This is a genomic window from Vibrio gelatinilyticus (assembly GCF_022836845.1).
In the GTDB taxonomy this organism is placed as follows: Bacteria; Pseudomonadota; Gammaproteobacteria; order Enterobacterales; family Vibrionaceae; genus Vibrio; species Vibrio gelatinilyticus.
This window is the reverse complement of the sequence record NZ_JAJNNZ010000003.1, coordinates 39,078-63,472: the sequence shown is the minus strand read 5'-3', so window position 1 is coordinate 63,472 and position 24,395 is coordinate 39,078. Positions and strand designations below refer to the sequence as shown.

Annotated in this window: 22 protein-coding genes and 1 pseudogene; 12 read left to right on the top strand and 11 right to left on the bottom strand. The window is 46.9% G+C overall.

Features of this window, described 5'->3' with window-relative positions; genetic code table 11:
- Genes LNL84_RS04465 through LNL84_RS04450 form a run of 4 tightly spaced genes read right to left on the bottom strand, consistent with a single transcriptional unit; the run spans position 1 to position 4,742 of the window.
- The gene (locus tag LNL84_RS04465) at positions 1–789 is read right to left on the bottom strand and encodes an enoyl-CoA hydratase (RefSeq protein ID WP_244355476.1); all 789 of its coding nucleotides are present in this window, start codon (positions 787–789) and stop codon (positions 1–3) included.
- A gap of 27 nt (positions 790–816) precedes the next feature.
- Complete coding sequence (locus LNL84_RS04460; RefSeq protein WP_244355475.1) at positions 817–1,971, bottom strand: acyl-CoA dehydrogenase family protein; 1,155 nt, start codon at positions 1,969–1,971, stop codon at positions 817–819.
- A gap of 34 nt (positions 1,972–2,005) precedes the next feature.
- Positions 2,006–3,496 carry a CoA-acylating methylmalonate-semialdehyde dehydrogenase gene (locus LNL84_RS04455; protein WP_244355474.1) on the bottom strand — a complete coding sequence of 497 codons (1,491 nt, stop codon included), beginning with the start codon at positions 3,494–3,496 and terminating at the stop codon, positions 2,006–2,008.
- A gap of 16 nt (positions 3,497–3,512) precedes the next feature.
- Entirely contained in the window at positions 3,513–4,742 is a 1,230-nt protein-coding gene (locus LNL84_RS04450; protein WP_244355473.1) for a thiolase family protein, read from the bottom strand.
- A gap of 227 nt (positions 4,743–4,969) precedes the next feature.
- On the opposite strand from LNL84_RS04450, the gene LNL84_RS04445 reads away from it, so the two are divergent.
- The 7 genes from LNL84_RS04445 (at position 4,970) to hpf (ending at position 11,734) form a co-directional block, all read left to right on the top strand.
- On the top strand, positions 4,970–5,356 hold the full coding sequence (locus LNL84_RS04445) for a MerR family transcriptional regulator (protein WP_244355472.1): 387 nt from the start codon (positions 4,970–4,972) through the stop codon (positions 5,354–5,356).
- Between the two features lie 92 nt (positions 5,357–5,448).
- Positions 5,449–6,618: an isovaleryl-CoA dehydrogenase gene (locus LNL84_RS04440; RefSeq protein WP_244355471.1), complete on the top strand. Its 1,170-nt coding sequence runs from the start codon at positions 5,449–5,451 to the stop codon at positions 6,616–6,618.
- Between the two features lie 62 nt (positions 6,619–6,680).
- Entirely contained in the window at positions 6,681–8,279 is a 1,599-nt protein-coding gene (locus LNL84_RS04435; RefSeq protein ID WP_244355470.1) for a carboxyl transferase domain-containing protein, read from the top strand.
- Between the two features lie 12 nt (positions 8,280–8,291).
- Positions 8,292–9,149 carry an enoyl-CoA hydratase-related protein gene (locus tag LNL84_RS04430; RefSeq protein WP_244355469.1) on the top strand — a complete coding sequence of 286 codons (858 nt, stop codon included), beginning with the start codon at positions 8,292–8,294 and terminating at the stop codon, positions 9,147–9,149.
- Positions 9,149–10,051: a hydroxymethylglutaryl-CoA lyase gene (locus LNL84_RS04425; RefSeq protein ID WP_244355468.1), complete on the top strand. Its 903-nt coding sequence runs from the start codon at positions 9,149–9,151 to the stop codon at positions 10,049–10,051. Before LNL84_RS04430 ends, LNL84_RS04425 begins: the two co-directional genes overlap by 1 nt.
- A 71-nt stretch (positions 10,052–10,122) precedes the next feature.
- Complete coding sequence (locus LNL84_RS04420) at positions 10,123–11,148, top strand: phospholipase A (RefSeq protein ID WP_244355467.1); 1,026 nt, start codon at positions 10,123–10,125, stop codon at positions 11,146–11,148.
- Between the two features lie 226 nt (positions 11,149–11,374).
- Positions 11,375–11,734 carry a ribosome hibernation-promoting factor, HPF/YfiA family gene (hpf, locus tag LNL84_RS04415; RefSeq protein ID WP_244355466.1) on the top strand — a complete coding sequence of 120 codons (360 nt, stop codon included), beginning with the start codon at positions 11,375–11,377 and terminating at the stop codon, positions 11,732–11,734.
- A 114-nt stretch (positions 11,735–11,848) separates the two neighbouring features.
- Here the strand turns inward: hpf and LNL84_RS04410 are convergent, their stop codons facing one another.
- The gene (locus LNL84_RS04410; protein ID WP_244355465.1) at positions 11,849–12,751 is read right to left on the bottom strand and encodes a class I SAM-dependent methyltransferase; all 903 of its coding nucleotides are present in this window, start codon (positions 12,749–12,751) and stop codon (positions 11,849–11,851) included.
- A 300-nt stretch (positions 12,752–13,051) separates the two neighbouring features.
- On the opposite strand from LNL84_RS04410, the pseudogene LNL84_RS19860 reads away from it, so the two are divergent.
- The 3 genes and pseudogenes from LNL84_RS19860 to LNL84_RS04400 form a co-directional block, all read left to right on the top strand.
- A pseudogene (locus tag LNL84_RS19860) lies at positions 13,052–13,723 on the top strand (methyl-accepting chemotaxis protein); the annotation flags it as partial.
- Between the two features lie 39 nt (positions 13,724–13,762).
- Complete coding sequence (locus tag LNL84_RS19855) at positions 13,763–14,149, top strand: CZB domain-containing protein (protein ID WP_482146145.1); 387 nt, start codon at positions 13,763–13,765, stop codon at positions 14,147–14,149.
- Between the two features lie 264 nt (positions 14,150–14,413).
- Positions 14,414–16,093: an RluA family pseudouridine synthase gene (locus LNL84_RS04400; protein ID WP_244355463.1), complete on the top strand. Its 1,680-nt coding sequence runs from the start codon at positions 14,414–14,416 to the stop codon at positions 16,091–16,093.
- A 25-nt stretch (positions 16,094–16,118) separates the two neighbouring features.
- Here LNL84_RS04400 and dkgB read toward each other — a convergent pair whose 3' ends face one another.
- Together dkgB and LNL84_RS04390 are read right to left on the bottom strand one after the other, a co-directional pair.
- Positions 16,119–16,916, bottom strand: coding sequence for a 2,5-didehydrogluconate reductase DkgB (gene dkgB, locus LNL84_RS04395; RefSeq protein WP_244355462.1), 798 nt, complete (start codon positions 16,914–16,916; stop codon positions 16,119–16,121).
- A gap of 152 nt (positions 16,917–17,068) precedes the next feature.
- Positions 17,069–17,554, bottom strand: a complete 486-nt coding sequence (locus tag LNL84_RS04390) for a VOC family protein (RefSeq protein WP_244355461.1) — start codon at positions 17,552–17,554, stop codon at positions 17,069–17,071.
- Positions 17,555–17,874: 320 nt separating this feature from the next.
- Here LNL84_RS04390 and LNL84_RS04385 point away from each other — a divergent pair, with 320 nt between their 5' ends.
- Positions 17,875–18,477, top strand: coding sequence for a flavin reductase family protein (locus LNL84_RS04385; RefSeq protein WP_244355460.1), 603 nt, complete (start codon positions 17,875–17,877; stop codon positions 18,475–18,477).
- A 293-nt stretch (positions 18,478–18,770) separates the two neighbouring features.
- On the opposite strand, the gene eat is transcribed toward LNL84_RS04385, so the two are convergent.
- Genes eat through LNL84_RS04370 form a run of 3 tightly spaced genes read right to left on the bottom strand, consistent with a single transcriptional unit; the run spans position 18,771 to position 22,460 of the window.
- Positions 18,771–20,168, bottom strand: a complete 1,398-nt coding sequence (eat, locus tag LNL84_RS04380; RefSeq protein WP_244355459.1) for an ethanolamine permease — start codon at positions 20,166–20,168, stop codon at positions 18,771–18,773.
- A gap of 17 nt (positions 20,169–20,185) precedes the next feature.
- Complete coding sequence (gene eutC, locus LNL84_RS04375; protein WP_244355458.1) at positions 20,186–21,055, bottom strand: ethanolamine ammonia-lyase subunit EutC; 870 nt, start codon at positions 21,053–21,055, stop codon at positions 20,186–20,188.
- A complete protein-coding gene (locus tag LNL84_RS04370) occupies positions 21,048–22,460 on the bottom strand; it encodes an ethanolamine ammonia-lyase subunit EutB (RefSeq protein ID WP_244355457.1) in 1,413 nt (470 codons plus the stop codon). The genes eutC and LNL84_RS04370 overlap by 8 nt, the downstream gene beginning before the upstream one ends.
- A gap of 200 nt (positions 22,461–22,660) precedes the next feature.
- On the opposite strand from LNL84_RS04370, the gene LNL84_RS04365 reads away from it, so the two are divergent.
- The gene (locus LNL84_RS04365; RefSeq protein ID WP_244355864.1) at positions 22,661–23,581 is read left to right on the top strand and encodes a helix-turn-helix domain-containing protein; all 921 of its coding nucleotides are present in this window, start codon (positions 22,661–22,663) and stop codon (positions 23,579–23,581) included.
- Positions 23,582–23,709: 128 nt separating this feature from the next.
- On the opposite strand, the gene LNL84_RS04360 is transcribed toward LNL84_RS04365, so the two are convergent.
- Complete coding sequence (locus LNL84_RS04360; protein WP_244355456.1) at positions 23,710–24,045, bottom strand: DUF1840 domain-containing protein; 336 nt, start codon at positions 24,043–24,045, stop codon at positions 23,710–23,712.
- Positions 24,046–24,395 lie beyond the last annotated feature (350 nt).

Below are 24,395 nucleotides of genomic sequence, written 5' to 3'. Positions count from 1 at the left end.
CTATTGGTTTTTCCAGTTAGGGCGGCGTTTTTCTAAAAAAGCGTTGACCCCTTCGCTTTGATCCTGACTGTCAAATAGACGAACAAATAGCTCTCGCTCTTTGATTAACCCATGCTGACGAGTAGTACTTCGCGCTGCCTGAATCAAGGTTTTGCAAGCCGCCACCGATAGTGGTGATTGCTGTGCGACCGATTCTGCCATTGACATTGCACAGGCCATGCTTGCCCCTTTAGCGACCACTTCTTCCACCAGTCGTATGCTGTGTGCCAGCTCAGCATTCACCTGCTCACCACATAAAATAATACGCTTAGCCCAACCTTCACCCACCAATGCCGTTAAGTTCTGCGTTCCCCCGGCGCAAGGCAGTAAACCCACTTTGGCTTCGGGTAACGCCATAATCGAGTGCTCCTCGGCAATGCGAATATCGCATGCAAGAGCCACTTCAAGTCCCCCTCCCATAGCATAGCCATTGATAGCCGCTATCGAGATTCCCCGAAACGCCGATAGCGTTTCGAATGCTTCACCAAAACAGTTAGCCATATCAAAGGCCACCGCCTTATTACCGCTAGCAAATAAGCTTAAATCTGCGCCCGCAGAAAAAAATTTACTGCCGCTACCAGTGATCACCAAAGCATAGACTTGCTTGTCCTGATTGAGCAATTCCACCCATTCTTTTAGCTCAGTCAGGCTTTGTTGTGTCCAGGTATTGGCCGGAGGGTTATTGATCGTCAAGACCGCGATGTGATTGTCAATCTTAGTCTGTATGGTTTGCTTTTTTATCTGCGACATAAGTTAACCTCCTGAATAGTTAGGGGATTACAACATCGAACCGGCATCGCTTAACAAGTGACGAGCGATAATCACGCGCATAATTTCGTTGGTGCCTTCCAATATTTGATGAACTCGTACGTCTCGAAAATAGCGTTCCAGTGGATACTCTTTGATATAACCATAGCCGCCATAAAGCTGAAGCGCTTGATCACATACTCGAAAACCAACGTCAGTGGCAAATCGTTTTGCCATAGCACAATACGCTGTGGCTTGCGGATCCTGGCTATCGAGCTTGCAAGCGGCATAACGCACCAATTGGCGTGCCGCGACCAATTCGGTCGCCATGTCTGCCAGTTTAAATTGCAGTCCCTGAAACTGTGCTAACTCTCGACCAAACTGCGTACGCTCTTGCATGTACAAGGTGGCTTGCTCAAGTGCTTGCTGCGCGGTGCCAATTGAGCATGACGCAATGTTAATGCGTCCTCCATCAAGCCCTCTCATTGCAAACTTAAAACCTTGCCCCTCCTCTCCCAGGATATGATTCGAAGGTACCATGACGTTTTCAAAAGTAATTGCACGAGTCGGTTGGCTGTTCCAGCCCATTTTCGGCTCTTTGCGCCCAAAGGAGATCCCCATGGTCTGCGCTGGCACAATAAGAGCAGAGATCCCATTGGCACCGTCATCACTTGTTCGGGCCATCACCAAAAGCACATCAGTCTCACCAGCACCAGAAATAAACGTCTTACTGCCATTAAGTAAATAATAGTCGCCATTTTTTTCTGCGCTGGTGGTGATGGATGCGGCATCGGATCCAGCATTGGGTTCGGTCAGGCAATACGAGCCGAGCCATTCACCGGACATTAAGTATGGGCAGTAACTTGCTTTGGCTGCATCACTGGCAAAACTCGCCACCATCCATGTCACCATATTGTGTATCGTCATAAACGCCGTTGTAGACGTACACCCTCTGGCAAGCTGCTCAAACACAATAGAGGCATCAAGGCGAGATAAGCCTAGTCCACCCTGTTTTTCCGGTGCGTACAGGCTCAAAAAACCAAGCTCACCGGCTTCCTTTAAGACCGCTTTAGGAAATATTTTTTCTTCATCCCATTGCGCTGCATTCGGACTCAGTTTGTCACGTGCAAACTGACAAGCAGTATCTGAAAATGCGCGTTGCTGTTCATTTAATTCAAAGTCCATACATCGCTCCGCTACAAAGCTTGATTTTGGTCGACTACTTCAATTGAATGGTGAGGTTAGGGGCACCGGCTATATCTTCTTCAAACCAGCGTGCCGTAACGGTTTTTGTCTCCGTATAAAATCGCACGGCTTGCTTACCATAAGCATGAAGATCACCGTAAAAACTGCCTTTCCAGCCGGTGAATGAAAAGAATGGCAAAGGCACTGGTATTGGGACATTGATCCCCACTTGCCCAACCTGAATTTCGTGTTGATACTTTCTCGCCGCCGCGCCGCTAGAAGTAAAAATCGAGGTGCCATTGCCATAAGGATTGGCATTGACCAGCGCCAGCGCATCCTCAAGGCTATCAACCTCGATACACAGCAAAACGGGGCCAAAGATTTCCTGCTGATAGATGGTCATGCTGGTCTTTACGCCACTAAATAACGTTGGTCCAACCCAGTTGCCATCAGGGTAACCTTCGACCACACATTGGCTGCCATCTAACTCACAAACGGCGCCCTGATCTTTACCTTGTTGAATCAAGCCCAAAACGCGAGACTTGGCTTGTTGACTGATAAGAGGACCAAAACCTGCGTTGTCATCATCCCAGTGCCCAGGTTTAATCGCCGACATGGCACCTTTCACATCACCAATCCACTCATTGCTATCGCCCACAAATACCGCTACGGAAATTGCCATGCAGCGTTGCCCTGCAGCCCCCACAGAAGCACCAACCAAATTATTTACTACCTGTTCCTTATTGGCATCGGGCATCACAACCATATGGTTTTTTGCCCCGGCTAGAGCCTGAACTCGCTTAAAATACTGAGTGCTTTTCTGATATATATATTGAGCCACTGGCACCGAGCCAACAAAAGAGACTGTACGAATGCTTGAGTGCGCCAGCAAGTAATCGACTTGTTTTTTACCACCATGCACGATTTGAAGTACGCCTTTAGGCGCTCCAGCTTGTTCAAATAACTCGGCTAACCGAATCGCGGTCAGTGGCACCTGCTCTGACGGTTTCAGGACAAACGTATTGCCACAGGCGATGGCGATAGGAAACATCCACAATGGGATCATGGCGGGAAAGTTAAACGGCGTAATACCACAACACACACCAAGCGGTTGAATGATCGAATAGGTGTCGATTTCACTCGCCACATTTTCAACCCATTCCCCCATCGTGTTGCTTGCAATGTTCGCTGCCTGCTCCACAACCTCGATGCCACGCCATACATCCCCTTTCGCATCGGCAAAAATTTTACCGGTTTCCTGAGACAACAAGGTTGCAAGCTCATCATGATGTTCTTTGAGTAAGTGCTGGTAGCACAACATCAGGCGGGCACGCTCTGGAACCGCGACATCTTTCCAATTTTGAAACGCCATTGCCGCGCCTTCAACCGCTTCACTCATTTCCTGCTCGGTGGCGCAGGGTAATGCTGCAATAACTTCGTTGCTTGCCGGATTGGTCACCTCTAGCCACTCCTGAGTGGCGGACTGACGAAAGTCACCATCAATGTATATCGGAACAGATTTCATTACGTAGTCCTCATAGTCAGGTTGACGGAATTTCAATCGCTATTGCCGTCGCTTCTCCACCACCTATGCATAAGCAAGCAATACCGCGCATCGTTTTCTTAGTTGATTGAACTGTCGATGACAAAGGCTGAATCGAAGTAAGTTCGGCCGCTTGCAGCTGACGCAAACTATGAAGTAGCGTCACGACGATTCTCGCCCCGCTCGCACCAATCGGGTGGCCAAGCGCGCACGCTCCCCCTTTCACATTGACCTTGTCTGGATCTAAGCCCAATTTCTTAACCGCAATCTGAGTCACAACAGCAAAGGCCTCGTTGATCTCCCACAAATTAACCTCGTCAATAGACCAGTCAAGTTGTGACAACAACGATTGAATGGCGTACACGGGAGCAAGCGGGTATTCATGGGGCTTACGGGCGTGGGTGGTGTGACCCTTAATAATCGCAAGTGGAGGCATGTTGTGCTGTAAAGCGGTCTTTGACTCCAGAAGTAACAGAGCAGCCGCACCGTCGGAGATTGCACTCGAATTTGCAGCGGTGATCGTTCCGTCTTTGGCAAAGACACTGCGAAGCGTAGGGATCTTAGCAAGATTGATATCCTGAGGGTGCTCGTCATGATCAAACACTCCCATATCTTGCTCGATGGCCACCATTTCATCAGCAAATAGCCCTAAATCTTGCGCTTTTCGCGCGCGCTGCACTGACTGAATCGCCCATTGGTCCATCTCTTCTCGTGAAAAAGCACAGGCATCGGCAATTCGCTGGGCATACACGCCCATCAGTTCACCTTCATAGGCATCTTGCAGACCATCTAAAAACATGTGGTCATGAGTCGTTTTATGACCCATTCGCATACCATTGCGACTGTCTTGCAGCAGGTAAGGAGCATTCGTCATACTCTCCATCCCACCAGCAATGACGCATTGAACAGAGCCTGCACGGATAAGGTCATAGGCCAGCATAATCGACTTCATCCCAGAGCCACACACTTTGTTAATGGTGGTACACCCGACAGAGTATGGGAGCTCGGCGTGCAAAGCAGCTTGACGAGCAGGCGCTTGTCCACAGCCCGCTGGCAACACACAGCCCATAAAGACCTCATCGACCAAGTCGCTCGCACCTAACACTTTTTCCAAAACCCCTTTGATCGCCAAACCACCCAAGTGGGGCGCTGAATGGTCACGCAGCTCACCTTGAAAGCTCCCTAATGGGGTACGCTTAGCCGATACAATCCAAATGGCCTTTTCCATATCTGACTCCACTTTTTGACACCATTCGGTGTCGACAATGACTGACCTCGATTTTCGAATGTATTTGAGTAGTCAAAAGGCATTACTACTGTGAGGCACTGTTGATTGCTGTCATTTTCTTGACGTTTACGTAAGCATAGCACTAACATTTACGTTAACGTAAAGAAACAAGTTGGTAACCTAACCATTACTTTCCTCATCACTATGCCGTTGGAGGACATGATCAGGTGGAAATGTTCAAAATCAGTGAACTTGCGAAAGAGTTCGATATCACCACAAGAAGTATTCGATTTTATGAAGATATGGGACTGATTCACCCTACCCGCAAGGGAAAAATTCGTGTCTATCAACGTCGGGACAAGGTCAGGCTCAGACTGATTTTAAGAGGCAAAAGACTTGGTTTTTCATTGGCGGAAATTCGTGAATTATTTGAACTTTATGATACTGACCACAGTGATATCCAACTGCAAAAAATGCTTAGTATCATCGATGAAAAACAAGCATCGTTGCAACGACAACTCGACGATATTGGCGTTGTGATGCACGAGCTCAATATCGCGAAAGAGCGCTGTCAAACAGCTCTAATGCGCTCTGACCCTAACAATATTCAGTGAGCGGTTAGCCCGACCATAGCCCTCTTTGAATAATGCTAAACTCGGTGCGTCGCTAACCGCGAAAACAGGGTTTAGCCAATCGCGGAGGCGCTATGAGAACCGATTACAAACCGCTCAATTTTGGTTTAGACGAAACGATCACCATGTTGCGCGAGCAAGTTAATGCCTTTGCTGGCCAGCACATCGCACCCATTGCGGCGCAAATCGATATCGATAATCAATTCCCGAATCCGTTATGGCGTTTATTCGGCGACATGGGCTTGTTGGGTATTACCGCTGCAGAACAGTATGGCGGAGCCGAAATGGGCTATTTAGCCCACGTCATTGCCATGGAAGAAATTAGCCGAGCTTCAGCCTCTGTCGCCCTTAGCTACGGCGCTCATTCCAATCTGTGTGTTAACCAGATTTATCGTAATGGCACCGCCAAACAATGCGAAAAGTATTTACCAAAGCTAATCGATGGCAGCCATGTTGGCGCGTTGGCCATCAGCGAGCCCAACGCTGGATCTGATGTGGTTAGCATGCAACTCAAGGCCGTTCGGGTAGGTGACCATTTTGTGCTCAATGGCACCAAAATGTGGATCACCAATGGCCCCGATGCCCACACACTGGTGGTCTACGCCAAAACCGACCCTACCGCAAAATCACACGGTATTACCGCCTTTATTGTCGAAAGCCAGTTTGAAGGATTCAGTCATTGTCAAAAGCTCGACAAACTCGGCATGCGCGGTTCCAACACCTGTGAGTTGGTGTTCAAAGAGTGCATCGTGCCTAAAGAAAACGTTCTTGGCGAGATCAACCACGGCACCGAAGTCTTGATGAGTGGTTTAGATTATGAGCGAGTCGTGCTGGCTGGTGGCCCTTTAGGAATCATGCAAGCCTGCCTCGATCTGGTGCTGCCTTATATCCATGATCGTCAGCAGTTTGGCCGAGCAATTGGAGAGTTTCAATTAGTGCAGGCCAAAGTTGCCGATATGTATACCCGTGCCAATGCTGCACGTGCCTACGTGTACACGGTCGCTGCCGCTTGTGATCGCGGTGAAACCACCCGTAAAGATTCCGCTGGGGTTATTTTATACAGCGCTGAACTTGCCACACAACTGGCTCTCGATGCCATACAGCTCTTAGGGGGCAATGGTTACACCAATGAGTTTCCGGCAGGCAGACTGCTACGGGATGCCAAACTGTATGAAATTGGCGCTGGTACATCCGAAATCAGACGAATGCTCATTGGACGCGAACTATTTGATGAAACTCGCTAGTTCATTGCAATAACCCGTAAAACCATTACGACAACCAGGCAAGCCAATAATAAGGGGAATACATGGCGATTTTGCACACCAAGGCCAAGCCAAACGATCCGTGCTTCCATGCCAATCAGAAAATCATGCAAGAGCAAGTCGATAACCTTAAGTCCAATCTTGAGGTCATCAAAAAAGGTGGAGGGCAGGCGGCTATAGAGCGTCAACGCCAGAAAGGAAAGCTGTCTGCACGGGAACGCATTCGTGCGCTTCTTGATAAGCAAAGCGACTTTCTTGAAATTGGCCAATTCGCCGCTTGGCAAGTGTATGACGTCGCTCTGCCCTGCGCTGGTGTTGTTGCTGGAATTGGTCAGATTGAAGGCATCACCTGCATGGTGATTGCCAACGACCCTTCAGTAAAAGGTGGCACCTACTACCCGCTGACCGTAAAAAAACACCTGCGAGCCCAAGAAATTGCCGAAAGATGCCACCTGCCCTGCCTCTATCTTGTCGATTCCGGTGGTGCAAACCTTCCTCATCAAGCCGATGTATTTCCCGATAGGGATCATTTTGGTCGCATTTTTTTTAATCAGGCTCGGATGTCTGCCAAAGGGATCCCACAATTAGCGGTAGTGTTGGGGCTGTGCACTGCAGGCGGTGCCTATGTACCAGCGATGGCAGATGTTTCCATCATTGTTAAAAACCAGGGCACTATTTTTCTGGCAGGGCCACCTTTGGTGAAAGCTGCAACTGGAGAAGTCGTCAGCGCTGAAGAGTTGGGCGGCGCGGATGTGCACTGTAAACAATCAGGGGTTGCCGACTACTATGCCCAAGACGAACAAGAGGCATTAACCATGGCCCGTCAGGCGGTCAAAAGCACCAATAGATCAGCCGCTACGCCATGCGACAGACTTCCACCAAGATATGATCCCCAGGAGATTTATGGCATCGTCAACGCCGATCTGCGTCATCTCTTTGATGTTCGAGAAATCATCGCCCGTGTTGTCGACGACTCTGATTTTGATGAATTTAAGGCACTATATGGCAGAACGTTGGTATGTGGATTCGCCAAGCTGTATGACCACCCCATCGGTATTGTCGCTAATAATGGCATTCTGTTTTCCGAGTCATCGCAAAAAGGCGCGCACTTTATCGAGTTGTGCGCTAAGCGAAAAATCCCGTTACTGTTTTTACAAAACATCACTGGATTCATGGTTGGAAAAAAATACGAATCAGAAGGCATTGCCAAACACGGCGCAAAACTCGTGATGGCGGTTGCGTGCGCTGATGTGCCGAAGTTTACGGTGATTATCGGCGGCTCATACGGCGCCGGAAACTATGGTATGTGCGGAAGAGCATATGATCCCACAATGATGTGGATGTGGCCCAACGCCCGAATTTCCGTCATGGGTGGTGAACAAGCTGCAGGTGTTATGGCGCAAGTGAAGCGTGATAGCTACCAAAGGCAAGGAAAAACATGGACAGAAGAACAAGAACAAGCCTTTAAAAAGCCCATCATCGAACTGTATGAATCTCAAGCTCACCCCTACTATGCCAGCGCGCGATTGTGGGATGATGGCATCATTGACCCTAAAGACACCCGACACGTTGTCGGCCTTGCGCTCCAAGCAGCCTTAAACGCGCCGATTGCCGACAGTCAATTCGGAATTTTTCGGATGTGATGGAGCAGTATTATGACAACATCAAAGCCGACGGCCTCTAGCAACACACCTCATGAATCACAAGTATTGTGCGATGTGAATGAGCAAGGCGTTGCAACGCTCACGCTAAACAGAGAAACAAAGCGCAACGCATTTGATGATTTGATGATTCGTCAATTGCTCCACCATTTGGATACCCTTGCCAATAACAGCCGAGTTCGCTGCCTGGTATTAACAGCCAAAGGACGCCACTTCTCCGCTGGTGCTGATCTTAAATGGATGCAATCAATGGCCGCCAAAACGCAGCACGAGAATCAGTCCGATGCCGAGCAGCTCGCCCAATTGATGTCTTGTTTTGACCGTTTCCCGATGCCGACGATTGCTGTCATCAGAGGTTGCGCGTTTGGGGGGGCACTTGGCCTGATAGCGTGCGCTGACATCGCTTTAGCCTGCAGTAATGCAACGTTTTGCCTTAGTGAGGTTAAACTCGGTTTGGTTCCTGCCACCATCGGCCCATATATGTGCCGAGCGATAGGCGCACGTCAGGCTCGCCGCTACCTCCTCAGTGCCGAACAATTTGACGCAGAAACCGCGTTATCCATCGGGCTTATTCATAGTGTCAGCAAAGATGATCAAACGTTAGCAGCCTACCAAGATGAACTGATCGATTCTTTTCTTGCCAATGGCCCGTTAGCCCTTAAGCAAACCAAGGTACTATGTTTGCGCTGCGATGCGCAATCCATTGATGAATCGCTTATCCAACACACGAGCAAATTAATCGCCGATGTTCGCGTTTCCAATGAAGCGCAACAAGGCTTAAGCGCATTTTTTGAGAAACGTTTGCCTCCGTGGGCGCCTGTAGCGACTCAGCACAAAAGGGAGAAATTTTAATGGCAAATACGATACTCCCCAGCACTGTCACTATCGTCGAAATGGGCCCTAGAGATGGCCTGCAAAATGAAGCGTCTGTCAGCCTCGAAGACAAAATTATGCTCATTAATGACTTATCAAAGACAGGCCTTTCCCATATTGAAAGCGGCTCTTTTGTTTCTCCCAAATGGGTGCCACAGATGGCAGACTCCGCGCAAGTGTTTGGTAAAATAGCACGCTCCCCCAACGTGATATACTCTGCGCTGACTCCCAATATGAGTGGGTTAGAACAAGCCATGGCAGCCAGAGTCGACCAAGTCGCGATTTTCACCTCCGCTTCCGAAGGATTTTGCCAACACAATATTAACTGTTCCATTGCTGATAGCCTTAAGCGCTTCGCACCGGTAATGAGACGAGCCATGAATAACAATATCCGTGTCCGTGGTTATCTGTCTTGTGTCGTTGATTGCCCTTACGATGGTCAGACTCAACCGGATCACGTCGCCGCTGTCGCCAAAGCCCTATTTGATTTAGGGTGTTACGAGATATCTTTAGGGGACACCATTGGCACCGGAACACCAGTACGAGTTGCCCAAATGTTAAGCGCTGTGCAATCTCAAGTGCCCACCTCGCAACTCGCCGTCCATTTTCATGATACCTGGGGACAAGCCATCGCCAATATCTATCAAGCGCTCACCATGGGCATAAATGTGATCGACAGCAGTGTCGCCGGATTGGGAGGATGCCCATACGCCGCAGGTTCAAGCGGTAATGTCGCAACTGAAGATGTGCTGTATCTTTGTCATGGGCTCGGTATACACACGGGTGTCGATCTCAATGCACTCGCTCAGGTAGGCCAAGACATCTGTCACAAGCTCAATAGAGTGCCAAGCTCCAAAGTATCGCAAGCATTAAATGCCTAATTATTTTCGATAGCTGCAAACATTTGTTAACATATTGTCATCAAAGGAATTAGATATAATATGGAATCGCATTGAATCGTTATCGTCACTGGGCCAGTGCCTGCATCATCCTATCTCTGGGCCTCTCTCACCAGGTTTACGCATCAGAATTAAAACAATGCACCGAGCGTCACTTGGCCATAAGCCAAGAAGAAGTGACTGTGGGTGAAATTCGTGCGTTATGCGCTGCCGAAGTGTCAACCGAAAAAGATGACTCGCTAATCATTCGAGGTAAGCAAGCTAAAGCTGGCGCCCTTACCAAACGCGTCCTTCAGGAAAGGCAAAGCGAACAGTCTGAATTCGTTCTTACTGCACACAAAATGAACTATATACTCCCTGTTTACACGACCAGTCAAATCAACCCTGACGCCTACAGTGACAATCAAACTTACAGTGACGGCTTTAAAGATGTTGAATCTAAATTTCAGCTCAGTTTAAAATTCCCGCTCAGCTATCAGTCGATATTTTTCGACGGAGATCGCCTTTACGGTGCCTTCACTCTTGAGGCCTGGTGGCAAGTCTACGCCAGTGATATCTCAAGCCCATTTAGAGAAACCAACTATACGCCAGAGCTCTTTTATATCATGCCACTAGACTGGCACCCGAACGAAGCAAATACCGGGCTTATGCTGGGCATAGAGCACCAATCTAATGGGCGTTCTACTACCCTTTCGCGTTCGTGGAATCGCGTGTTCGCAGAATTTATCTACGAGCAAGGTAACTTGGTCGGTTTTGTTCGTCCCTGGTATCGACTTCCGGAGGAGATGAAAAGTGATCCCAAGGATACGGGAGGAGACGACAACCCCGATATCGAAGAGTACATGGGACATGCAGAGTGGGGGTTGGGCTACGACTTTGGCCGCTACGAACTCAGCGTCAAAATGCACGGTAATGTTTCTACCCGAAAAGGTGGCATTCAAGCAAACCTAACCACGCCACTTTATGGAAAACTCAAGGGTTATGTGACGCTGTTTAATGGCTATGGCGACAGCTTAATCGATTACAATCACAGTCAGACTCGTGTAGGGGTAGGCATCGCTCTCAACAATATGTTTTAAGCAAAGACATGTTTTAGACAAAGACATGTTTTAGACAAAGGCACGTTTTAGACAAAGCCGCACGAGGGTTAACGCCCCTTGTTATTGCCTTAGTCAATTTCAAGGGGGCATGTGTAGATTATTTGATAACACAGAAGTGAATCACACATGTACCTTTTGATACTTGGTCAAATCACGTGGAGTTTGCTAACTTTAAATAACACAGTGATTGGAAAGGTAGCATTATATGAAAGTAAACATTCAGACACATCATGTATCAATCAATGACGATTCTCGCAAAGACGTCGAAAGCAAATTTGAAAAAATCGCCGTCCACTTTCCACAACTGATCAGTACCGACATCATCATCACTAAAGAGCATGGCCATCACCACGTAGAAGTCTTTACTAACTATGAGAGTGTAAGAGTATCGGCTAATTCAACCGACGATGTCATGTACGTTGCGATCGCAGCAGCCGTCAAAAAACTCGAGACCGGATTGCGCAATCGCAAAGGACAGCTTAAAGCGAATCTTCACGAAAAGCCGACTGCCACAAAACCAGAAATTGCTTCTGATATTATCCAGGAAATGAAGCTCGTCGACTAAACTATCCGTTGACAGTGACTAAACGACAGCTTAGTCATTCTAAATCCCTCATTACAACATGAGGGATTTTTTATTGACGGCTAGAGAGACTGTGACCGAAGAACGTTACACCTCTCATGATTCTGCAATCACAAAATGTTCGATCTTCAAAATGTGCTCTTCCGATAAGGCTCGTCCAACAGGTTTAAAATAGAGATCGTTTAGATCAGCCAACGACTTGTTTTCTTTTAGGCTAAAGCCACTTTCCAAAAGCAAAGCTTCAACTTCCTGAGCGGAGTACAATGACACCCATGGCTCACCCACTTTAGCGGAGAGGCGCATTATCGTGTCGGCTCGTTTTGCCGCTTTTGGATACCCCTGACCAAAGCACTCCTCTGGCTTGTCATTGAGACGACTATCGACATAAGAAAAAAAGAACACAGCGCGAGAGTCTTGAGTTAGCGTTGCGATCTCGTTAATCGTAGAAGCCAATGCCTGTTTTGATATGTATTGAGAGGCGCCTTCAAGAGTAAATAGCGTGGATTTGTTTTGATCAACCCCAGCTGCCAGCAGTTGCTCGCTCAGCGACTGATGCATAAAGTCAACGTCCACATAAACAACATTGTCTTTATTGGGTAAATCTTGTGGCAGCTTATTGCGCTTTCTTGCCTGGACCTCGGCTTGATCCACTTCAAAGATTTTCATTGAAGCGGGCAAATCAAGTCGATATGCACGTAAGTCATAGCCAGCACCAAGAATGACGTATTGTTCTATACCATGCACGGCGCTTTGTGACACCAGATCGTCAACAAAGCGCGTGCGTGAAATCAAGTGCTCGTGAAAGCCTGGTGCAAATTTGTCGGTTAACCAAACACTGACCTTATGGCCCATCAGTTTGATAAGGCTCGCGCCCATGACAAACCTATCGGCGTATGGGTCGTTGATAATTCGCTTATCGGGATCGGCAAGTGATTCGATCAGGCGCTGCTTAGCCACGCCTTGAGCAGTGCCATCTTTACTAAACATCGAATTGCTCATTATTCATCCTCATCAAATGGCCTGAAGTTACTGAACGCTTCGGCCACTTCAGTTTCATCAATTGGTTGCCAAGTAGCAAAAGAAAAGCGTCAGTCTGTGATACGGTGTGCACCGCTAAGGTATTAACCACGATTGATAGGAAGAGACCCGACATTTCGTGAGAATAATTACTTTATCAAGGCTCACATCTTCAAGTTATTTCGCCGCGGATTTTTATTCGTAATGTTACTGTTAACTCGTTGAATGATATAATGATATGGCAATACCAACAAAAATCCTTGCTGAATATAAAGGGAATGTATGTTTCAAACAAAAACCATAAAAAAAGAGAATGCGAGACTGCAGCAAGAGGTTGTAGATCTCAAAAGTAGGCATCAAGCAGAAATCGGCGACTTAGAGAGTCAATTGGCACAGGCTAACGCACTCATTGAGCAGCTTCAGTCTGAAGAAGCATTTCGCGAAAAGCTCATGCAAAACAACCTAAAGGGTGGTGAAATGCTTGAGGCCATACGCTCGGGTATGGCTGATGGTGCGAAAGTTCTTGCCAATGAAAATGAAGGCTTAAAACAATTGACTGGTATGTTCGAACAAACACATCAGGCAATCAACCGCCTTGATAGTCGAGCGGTTAAGATCTCAGAGCAAGCAGCGCAAAGCATCGATGCTATCGAGTTGTTAGACGGTACCGCTAACTCTATTCGCGCTCTTGTCTCATCAATTCAGGAAATTTCAGACCAAACCAACTTGTTGGCACTTAATGCGGCGATTGAAGCGGCACGAGCAGGAGAAGCCGGTCGAGGGTTTGCTGTGGTTGCTGACGAAGTGAGAACTCTCGCAGGAAAAGCCAATGGTGCCAGTCAACAAATTGATAGTCTGGTCAATCAGGTCTTCGAACAGGTTGCCACATTAAAAGGCTCAATTGGTGAAAACCAAGTCTGCGCCGAAGAGGTATCGGCATCATCCGCCCAAATAGGCAGTATTGTTAATGAACTCGTTGTGAAGTCTGAGCATATGAACCAAGTGATCAATGCAGCATCTATTGGTGCTTTCATTGATACGGTCAAACTTGACCACGCCGTATGGAAAAACAACATTTATCGTATGCTGCACAGCGGACTGTTCGATCAAGAAGTGAACTCTCACACACAATGTCGTTTAGGACAGTGGTATCACCAGGGTGAAGGCAAAAACTATAGTCACTTCAGAAGTCACCAATTAATCGATGCGCCGCATAAAGAAGTTCATGACCAAGGTAAAATTGCCATAGAAAAAGCTCAGGCTGACAACCTCACAGCAGCGCTGGCCTCTGTGGCTATGATGGAAGAAGCCAGCGAGCAAGTTGTCGTGCAGCTTGACAGTTTGGTCGCAGGTATTATTGAGGTAAATCTCAATGAGTGATTCACCTGTACTGGCTCAGGCCTAGTAGGCCTGGCCACAGGTATTTACCAAAGACTGGTTGGTGCTTATTGTGCCAACTGTCTTTATTCTGCCCCTCATAGTCGTCACCTCGCGCTCAATTAAGCTCTTGTCACCATACGTTGTAAAACCGCAGATAAACGACCATCATTACTTCATAAAGAGTTCTCATGTACTCCTCATGGCAATCGCCTGAAAAAAAGGTACAATCCGTGCTCAAATTTCTCCGATCATACGGCCTTTACTATGCACTCGCCCCAACATTGTTTTCATCGATTTGACGTTGCTATCGAAGGCTATGATTTGCCAGAACAATTTACTTTTCCGTTTTACTACACGCCACACCCTTTATGCGTATTGGCTGCAAAACAGATCCTACAATATCTGGAAACTCAAACGGATTTCGAGCATGACTTTGGCCTAGAAAATCAAGGTAGTGGTCGGGGTAAAATGTTCGGCGTTCTGCTGGTGCAAAACCCGCAGGGAGAAATCGGCTTTTTAAGTGCTTTTTCTGGAAAAATTGCCGACCAAAACCTATTGCCTGGCTTCGTTCCACCGGTTTTCGACATGCTCACTAAAGACGGGTTTTTCCTTGGCGATGCTGAAGAAATCAACAAAGCGTACGCAAGCTATAAAACCTGTGCTGAAAATCCTGAGATAGCAGATCTTAAAGCGCAAATAGCAGCCGAGCGCGCCGCGTACCAAAAAGAAGAACAAGCCCATCGCGAGACAATGATTCACGGTCGCGCAACTCGCAAGAAACAGCGAAAAGAAGCGCAACATACGCTAGCTCCCGATAGCCTTAACGCTTTGTTCGACGAACTCAGCAAACAAAGCGTGGCCGAAAAAAACCAACTCAAGCACTTAAAGCGTGTTTGGGATGAAAGGTTAGCCGTCAAAGCGCAACGTTTGACGGTTCTTGAAGCTCATTTAGCAGAGCTGAGAGAGCATCATAAGATGTTGTCCAACGCCTTACAGCACAAGCTCCACAAACAGTATCGCTTTCTAAATCAACGCGGTGAAGTGCTCGATCTAGTGGATATCTTTGCTGCAACAGCAAACCCTACTCCACCAGCAGGAGCAGGCGAATGTGCCGCACCCAAACTCCTAAATTTCGCTTACAAGCACCACTTTACGCCATTGGCATTTGCCGAGTTTTGGTGGGGGGCATCTCCTAAATCAGAAATCCGTCAGCACAAAAACTTCTACCCATCGTGCAACAATAAATGCCAACCTATCTTGGGGCATATGTTGCAAGGCCTAAATGTTGAGCCTAATCCTCTTGAAAAGAACTGGGCTGAAGACAAAGAATTGGAAATCCTATTCCAGGATGAAGCGATGGTGGTCATCAACAAACCGTCAGGTCTCTTATCCGTACCCGGAAAAACCATTAAAGACTCGGCGTATACGCGGCTGCAAGCCCTATTTCCAGATGTAGAAGGCCCTTTTGTAATTCACCGTCTGGACATGGCGACATCCGGTTTATTGGTCTTTGCATTGACCAGACGTGCTAATAAAAGCTTACAAAAACAGTTCATCACCCGTGGAGTACAAAAGCGCTATGTCGCATTACTAGAAGGAGAACTGACCCAGACCGAAGGAGAGGTTGCCTTACCTATGCGCGGTGACCCTGACGATCGCCCACGACAACTTGTGTGTGATGAACACGGCAAACCTGCCCTAACCCACTGGCAATTAATTGAAGTCAAAGATGGGCGCAGCAAAGTGTTCATGTACCCAAAAACAGGCAGAACCCATCAGCTTCGTGTCCACAGTGCGCACAATCTAGGGCTTAACATGCCAATGGTAGGCGACGGCCTGTACGGAAAGAAAGCTGACCGTTTGCATTTGCACGCAGAGCGATTGGAACTCGATCATCCCTATACGAAAGAGCGCATGGTCTTTCAAGTCGACAGTGAATTTTAAAGGCTGACCAGTCTATTCGCGATAACTAGTCCCAAATAGGGGCGAGACCTTTAGGGTCGATTTCTCGCCCATTGCATTCTAACCCGTCAATCTTTGCCATTTCGTCATCGGTTAAACGCAGCATCTTTGCTTCTAGGTTGCTGGCTAAATTGGCTCGCTTGGTTGACGACGGGATCACAGCAAAACCTTTTTGCATAGCCCATGCGAGTGCCACTTGAGCGGCTGTGGAATTGCGTTGCAAAGCGATATTTTTAATCACCTCGTCTTGCAACACTTTGCCGTAGGCCAGCGTCATATATGAGGTGACTTTGATGTTTTGTTGTTGCATAAAGTCAACCAACTCGCGATTTTGCAAATAAGGGCTGAGTTCGATTTGATTGGTCGCGATGTTGTCCATACCGACCACTTCGCCGGCCTCTTTTAATAATGCGATATTGAAATTAGAGACCCCAATTTCTTTTGTCAGGCCAAGTTGCTTGGCTTTCAATAGCTCTTGCATGTACTCGCGCACATCATGACCTTCACCAGGCCAATGAATCAGAGTGAGATCGACATACTCCGTTTTCAGCTTTTCCAAACTCTCTTTTAAACTTGGAATGAGCTTTTCTTTGCTGAGTTTATCCACCCAAATCTTAGTGGTAATAAACAAAGCCTTTCGATCTACGCCACTTTCTAAAACCGCCTGACCTACCTCGGCTTCATTATCGTAAATTTGCGCGGTATCTACGGCTCGATAGCCAAGTTCTAATGCATTTTTCACTGAGTTAATAACGGTTTCACCCTGCAAACGAAAGGTACCCACACCAAAGTTTGGAACACTCATTTTATCTCCTAATACATTGTTTTAATTGGCCATCGCCTGTCTTCACTTGTAGAACAGTGATCATCACTTTCTTCGTACATCACTAAGCTATAAAAGTAGCACCTAACAAAAAGGCTAGCACCAGAGCCAGCCTATTGTTGTTGCGTTTCTGCTTACTCGTAGTCAGAAGCGTATGTTTCTTCGTATGTATGCGAGTAAAGTTCAAATAGGTTGCCAAACGGGTCTTCTAGATAAACCATTTTCGCTGGCTTGTTATCGTCTTCTGGGTGGTAACGCATGATATCCATACGGACTTTACCGCCGAATCTTTCAGTACGCTCAATGACACCAGCAAAGTCGTCAGTTTGCAGGCAGAAGTGGAAAATACCAAGGCGAGAGAAATCAACTTCGTGACGCTCCTGACGCTCTTTCATTTCAAAAAGTTCAACACCGATGCCGTCTGTCGTTACTAGGTGAGCAATATTGAAACCTTTGAAGCCTTCACCAAATACCGCGATACACATACGACCGATAGCCGTTTCACGCTCTTCAACAACCTTTGTGTTGTTCATAACGATTTTTAAACCTAGTGCCTGAGTGTAGAACTCAACCGCTTTGTCCATATCGCCAACCATGATGCCTACGTGATTCATTTTCATAATGCGCTCCAAATACCGTTAACTGTTTCGTTGTCTTGTTTCGATGGAGAGAGTATATGGAGTATTTGTAATTTCTTGAAATTATCAATAATTATGCTTTTGATAATATTTCGTTATTAACAATTTACACTCAGCGAGTGTCATTAATGTTTTGGGTTTCCGTCGCCCTATAAGTCACGAGCAAAGAGGACTCACTCCCCCTGAAAGAAAAGGAGCGACCAGTTCGAGTTATTCTATTAGCATGAGTGATCTCTGCGGTTTAAGCCGATATAGTTGCTTTACCAGAGCATAAGATGAACCACTCCTTTGCGAGGCACCACATGGACTTCAAAACAGCCGAACTCACCCCACAGCAGAATTATCGATTGCTCAACGGCGGGGTGACTCCCAGACCAATAGCATGGATCAGCACTCGATCTGCTGAAGGTATCGATAACCTAGCGCCCTATTCTTTTTTTACTGTCGCCAGTTGTAACCCACCTGTATTGCTCTATACCCAAGTTACGCAGCGTAATGGCAACGATAAAGACACCTTAGTCAACCTCAAGCAAACGGGTGAGTGTGTAGTCAATATCGTCAATTCAGACTTAATGGTAAAAGCAAATATGACCAGTGCGGCCTTAGAGGGCGCTATCAGTGAGTTTGAGCACGCTGAAGTTCAACAATGTAAGAGCGCCCTGGTGAGTGTCTCATCGGTGAAAGAATCCCCCGTTCGCTATGAATGCACCCTAAGAGAAATCCGCACCATCAGCGACCTACCCACCGGAGGAACAATAGTCTTGCTAGACGTAAAATCTATCTATGTCCGAGATGATCTCTTCCTTGATGACGCAATCAATCAACATCAGATAGATTCGGTAGGGAAATTAGGTGGCGATGCCTTTGCTGTAAAACCTGCAATAAAAGAATTAAAACGGCCCTGATGTTTTGTCGATACCTAAAAGCGGTAACGAATCCCAACACTCCGAACACCGTCATTCCGTTCGACACCAACAGCCGTCATTCCACACTTGGCGCAGAATCTAATGCAAGCGCGTTGTGACACGTTTTTAGCCATTAACGTCCTAAGAAAATGGCTCTAAAACGCCACTATTTTCTGAATCAATATTTCTCGTTAGAGGTGATGGTTAGTTGGGTTGTTCATGGAAGTGACTACAGTAGTTTAATAAAGGCTCCAGCAAGGAACTGGAGCCTAAAATATTTGTGGAAATTAAACCTAGTTAATAGCCTCAAGCTCCTTCTCTGCAACAGACAACATCTCAAATTCCTCCTCTGCTGTCGTTGCGACCAGTTTATTGCGGCTGTATAAACCATAATACGCACCACCCACTACAAATAGCCCGATGGTCATAAAGAATGCAGACGGGTCAAAAGCGTAAACACCCGTCATTGCGATAAGTGATAGCACAAGGGATGTGCCAGATGTTAGCATGCCACCCGGTGTTTTGTATGGACGATGAAGCTCTGGTTGCTTGATACGCAACAAGATATGGCTAAGCGACATTAACGCATAAGATACCGTCGCCCCCACGACTGCCATCGCCAAAATCAGGTCGCCCTCTCCGGTTAATGACACAACGAAACCAAACACACCCGGTACCACTAAAGCACGAGCAGGCACCTTATTTTTGTTCGTTAGCGATAGGCTTTTCGGCAGGTAACCCGCACGCGACAATGCAAATACCAAGCGGCTGTAACCGTAAATAATCGAGAAGAATGAAGCAATGAGTCCTGCAAGCCCGAGTATGTTAACAGCCGTTGCAACCGTTGGGTTACCAGTTAACTTCAAGGCATCAACCAGTGGAACGGCACTATTTGCAATCACCTCTGAACCCACCGCACCCGCTAGCAGCAGAACCACTAAAGTGGCAGTTACCAGCAAGAATAGCATTGCGCCGATAATACCCTTAGGTACATCCTTAGCCGGGTTTTTCGCTTCTTCAGCAGCCAGTGGTACACCTTCTACCGCCAGAAACAGCCACATTGCAAACGGCAGTGCTGCCCACACACCATACCAACCAAAAGGCAGTAACTCTGTAGCTTGTGCGGTTGTTGGAGCGATATCAAACAGCTTGCTAGCATCAAACTCAGTAACCAATACGCCAGCCGTCATAAGAATTGCTAGCACGGCTAACCCACTGATGACCATCATGACTTTCAGAGCTTCTCCCACCCCTGCCATATGAATACCGATAAAGATGGCATAAAAGATCGCGTAAACAAGTGGGCCATCAATACCCATCAATTCATTCACAGCAGAGCCAATAAAAATGACAATCGCTGCAGGTGCAAGAGCGTACTCAATTAAGACAGACAAACCGGTAAAAAATCCACCCGTTGGACCCATTGCTTGTCGAGCAAAACTATAGCCACCGCCAGCAGCAGGGATAGCCGCAGACATCTCCGCCAAAGAAAGGACAAGGGTGAAGTACATCACCGCCATAGCAATTGCTGCAATAAGAAAACCTCCCCAACCGGCTTGACCGATACCAAAGTTCCAGCCAGCAAAGTCACCAGAGATCACATATGAAACCCCTAATCCTGCTAACAAAATCCACCCTGCAGTGCCCCTCTTAAGCTGTCTTTGCGCCAAATATTCTTGATGTTCTGACATTGTAAATCCCTCTATTTTTATCCAATTAAAAAATTGCCTATTTGCTTGTCTTCTAACTGCTCACCACCCTCTTCCTCGACACTAGAACGGTCTTTAAGGTTGACCCCAGAAAGCTCTAGTCGACGGGCTTCTTTCAATAGGTATACCGCCCGATTACACGCATCCTCATAGACCAACCCCTGTGGGCGAATATTAGAAATGCAGTTCCTATCAGAGTCTTTTGCTCCTCTTCTTGCCTGCCAAGTCAGGTACATACCCATGCTATCCGAAGAGGTCAGCCCCGGACGCTCACCAATCAAGATCACCACCATCTTCGCTTGTAAGCACTCGCAAACATCATCTCCTACCGCCACTCGGCCCTGACTCACTACAGTAATTGGAGCAACACGCCACGGCATTTTTTCTTCCCCTAATAAAGAAAGCAGACGTTCAATGACTTGCTTTGCATGGCTTTGAATGGCAATTGAAGACAAGCCATCAGCTACCACTATCGCGAGATCAAACGGGGAAGATTCTGAGCGATAAGTGGCTTGCAGCTGTTCCCAACAGACATCATCAAGCTGACGACCAAGATCTGGCCTTTGCAGATACATGAACCTGTCTGTCGCTTTGCTATGCGCCTTGATTGGTGGCTGAGAAGTGTGTTGAATGACAGAGTTTGATTGCGCGAGGTGATCAACTAATGCATCCACATCTAAGGCGCAGTGAACAGCATCCATCGCCTGTGCATGGTCGAGCTGAAAAGAAAGCAACTCTTTGGTTGGTACACTATTTCCACTTCGACCCAGTGCAATACGTGCCGATGTAAAATCTCTAAGCTCGTGCCAAGGGTTTTTAGTCACCAACTCGGAAGCGGAATGCTTTGCCATAGAAACCACCTTACCCATGTACGCGCCCTCCACTAAGTTGTGCTATAGCACCAGCAAATGAGCCGGAGAGTCGATCATTCAGACGCACCTCTTTAACATCATCAAAAATCTGCATCTGAGTAAGCCACTGCTCAAACTCTGGTGCAGGTTTTAAACCCAACACCTTGCGTGCATAGAGCGCATCATGAAACGAGGTCGTTTGGTAATTGAGCATGATGTCATCAGAGCCCGGAATACCCATAATGAACGAGCACTCAGCGACACCAAGTAACGTCAGCAAATTATCCATATCGTTTTGATCGGCATAGGCATGGTTGGTGTAGCAGATATCACACCCCATCGGCAGGCCAAGCAATTTGCCACAAAAATGGTCCTCAAGCCCTGCTCGAATAATCTGTTTTCCATCAAAGAGATACTCAGGGCCGATGAAGCCAACCACGGTATTCACCAGCAGTGGATTAAAATGACGCGCTACGGCATAAGCTCGTGCCTCACAAGTTTGTTGATCCACACCATGAAAAGCATTAGCAGAGAGTGCTGTCCCTTGCCCAGTTTCAAAGTACATAACATTACTTCCAACGGTACCTCGGTTAAGCGAAAGCGCCGCCTCGTTTGCCTCTTTAAGCATCGAAAGGTTAATACCAAAGGTATCGTTCGTACCTTGAGTGCCACCAATAGATTGAAAAACGAGATCCACCGGAGCGCCCATCTCAATCGCTTCAATCGTGTTGGTGACGTGGGTCAATACGCAAGATTGGGTCGGGATCTGGTAGTGCTGAATGACCTCTTCCATCAGGTTCATTAACTTAACCGCCTGCGATACATTATCTGTCGCTGGGTTAATGCCGATCACTGCATCACCATTGCCATACATCAACCCATCAAAAATACTGGCAGCAATGCCATTGAGAGAGTCGGTTGGATGATTGGGCTGTAGACGGGTAGATAAACGACTAGGCAAACCGATGGTGTTACGAAACGCAGTCACTACCCGACATTTTTTTGCCACCTGAATCAGATCCTGATTACGCATGATCTTACTCACTGCAGCGACCATTTCTGGAGTCAGGCCAGACCGCAGTTGTGCAAGCGTGGAACTATCGGCTTCATCACTTAGCAGCCAGTTACGAAAGTCTCCCACGGTAAGGTGTTCAACCGCTTTAAACGCCTCTCTATCATGGCTATCCATGATCAATCGAGTGATTTCATCACTCTCATAGGGGATCACCGCCTCATTTAAAAACGTCTTAAGGGGTAAGTCTGCCAATGTCATCTGAGCGACGACACGCTCAGCAGCAGAGGTTGCAGATACACCAGCCAAAGTATCCCCTGAACGCTCTGGCGTCGCCTTTGCCATTAGGTCTGCTAACGACTCAAAGTTAAAAACCAGATGTCCTTGTTGCCGGCGATAAGCTGCTGTCATAAATACCCTCTTCATAAACTGGTTCAGTTCTTGCTCAATAACATTTTGCATATAAGGGTAATTGAGCAATTTTTGAACCGAATTGATATCAAGAATCGGCAAACATGAAAAAACACTAATAAACAGCAAGTTAAAAACAAATTGCGCTAAAGTGGGTCACATAAATAGGTCATAAAATGATGATAAAATATAAAGAATCAATGTGTTATGCACCTGATTTGTGCACATTCAACACATTTGATGCAAATCAGCAGGCAGCCAGCCTCTCCAACTGGCAGCAAGAATATGACCAACTGAGTCGAGGAAGTTTTCTAGGTCATATCCGTGAACGAAAATTCTCTCACGTGCACCTGTTTCGAGAAGACAGCAACCGAAAGCTCAAGCAGCAATGTCGTATTAATGAAGGGATCTGGTTAGGGCTCAGTGCTAACAATAGACCTTCACACATCAACCATGCGCAAGGTAACCCTGATAGCATTTTAATCCGTGAGGCTGGGGTCGATTTTGAGCTGCTCACGCCAGAAACCTTTTCCATTTATGGGCTTGTCATCAGCCCAGCGCTAGTTGAGATGATTCAGCAACAGCTAGAACTTGAATCCTTAACCAACAAGAGCCACTTCCTTAGTTGTTCTCAACACTACACCCAACAAACAAAAGCTTACTTGTCGCTGCTACTCTCCCCGAGTTCACCTCGTTGGTCTTTTCACACTCATCAAGCCATTATTCAAGATATGTTGGTCGAGTTATTCGCTCAATCGTCTAGCCAAAACATTCAAAAAGCCAATACCACACAACGTGAGCTTACGATGCGTCGAATTAGACAGTACCTAGATAACTCGCAGTACCGTAAACCCATCACCGTGACGGAGCTATGCGATGCTGTTCATGTTAGTCGTCGCACGCTGCAATACACCTTTGAATCCTGTTGTGACATTTCACCAAAACAATTTATACAAGGCGTACGTCTCAACCAGGTACGGCGCATTCTGCAAAACCCAAGCGAGCAACGCTGCATAAATGAAATCGCCTTTGATTTTGGTTTTTTCCATCTGGGACATTTTTGCCAGAGCTACAAGCAATTATTTGGTGAGTCGCCCATGCAAACGCGTTCTAATTGCTAAACCAAAAGGGGGGGCACGCTAATAAAAGATAATTAGACGATAGAGGGTGCTTGCTCTAATGCAAAACTAATAGATTAGTTGACCACTGTGTCATTACTTAGAGCATCCTAGTTTGCCTGAAGCAAGTGTTATGGGGTATCCCACATGACATCGCATTGCGCATCTATCGCAGACTTTAATAATTCTATTAATGGAATGGCTCGGAGATTCAGGCTTACTACCTGTTCAGATAAGGCTTCCTCTTCATCGTCTTCAACATCACCAGTGGCTGAAGTGTTTTTTTGAGTTGCTGTACTTTCGGCAGCGAGTGCCAACGTTAATTTAGAAATTGCCTCAGGGAGATCTGGGGCAAGAATAGCACCGGGTAATGTGCCACTGTGGCCCATCATCTTTATAATTTGTAGCCCAATGTCACCGAACATTGTGACGTTAGCATAGCTTTTACAGCGAAATGTAATAAGCATGTACAGCTCCTGTTTTTCCTTGATTCTTTTGAAAAGAATTACGCTCTTATCCTAAGTAAAGTCAACAGTGACTATTGATCCTCCTTTATATAGAGCAGAGTCGCAAAGTTGTATCTAAGGTAAAACCTAAATCATCGTCGGTTTATTCATTCTCTATTATCTGCTTTCCATCCGAAATGATGAGTCTTAGATAGTACTTTTGTAAAAGGGTATCGGTAGTGTTCCTGCTATCTGATTTTTCTAGCACTTTTTCAAGTGATTGATGATCAATGATGAACAACTACCTACCACGAAATGCCGTCATGTCGGGGTATTTGTTACCAGTGATTGCGTTTTCTTACGTTGACCCA